This is a genomic window from Bacillus sp. GbtcB10 (genome assembly GCF_019091365.1).
GTDB lineage: Bacteria > Bacillota > Bacilli > Bacillales > Bacillaceae > Bacillus > Bacillus altitudinis.
In genome coordinates this window covers 1-236 of record NZ_JAGXJP010000399.1, presented here as the reverse complement: position 1 = coordinate 236, position 236 = coordinate 1, and the positions used below count along the sequence as shown (strand labels likewise).

Sequence of the window (236 nt, the reverse complement as noted above, 5' to 3'; positions counted from 1 at the left end):
CTCTGCCGCCACCAGCCTTTCCATGTTTCAGGCCCTTGTTCCCATGTAATAGCAGCAGGAAAGAACCGAATCACATAGCCCAGGTTATACCCACGAATCGTTAATTCAGTGTCTTCAGCTAGTGCATGGACATCCCAACCGCCAAGCTCTTCTAAAATGTGACGACGGATCGCAAAGTTGGTGCCTGGTATTGTCGCAATGCCAGACCATTTCCATCACCCGCCTTGCGCCATCCA

Annotated in this window: 1 pseudogene; it reads right to left on the bottom strand. The window is 51.3% G+C overall.

Going from position 1 to position 236, the window contains the following annotated elements:
• Positions 1 to 236, bottom strand: a pseudogene (locus KVT11_RS20635) (glycosyltransferase family 2 protein); the annotation flags it as partial.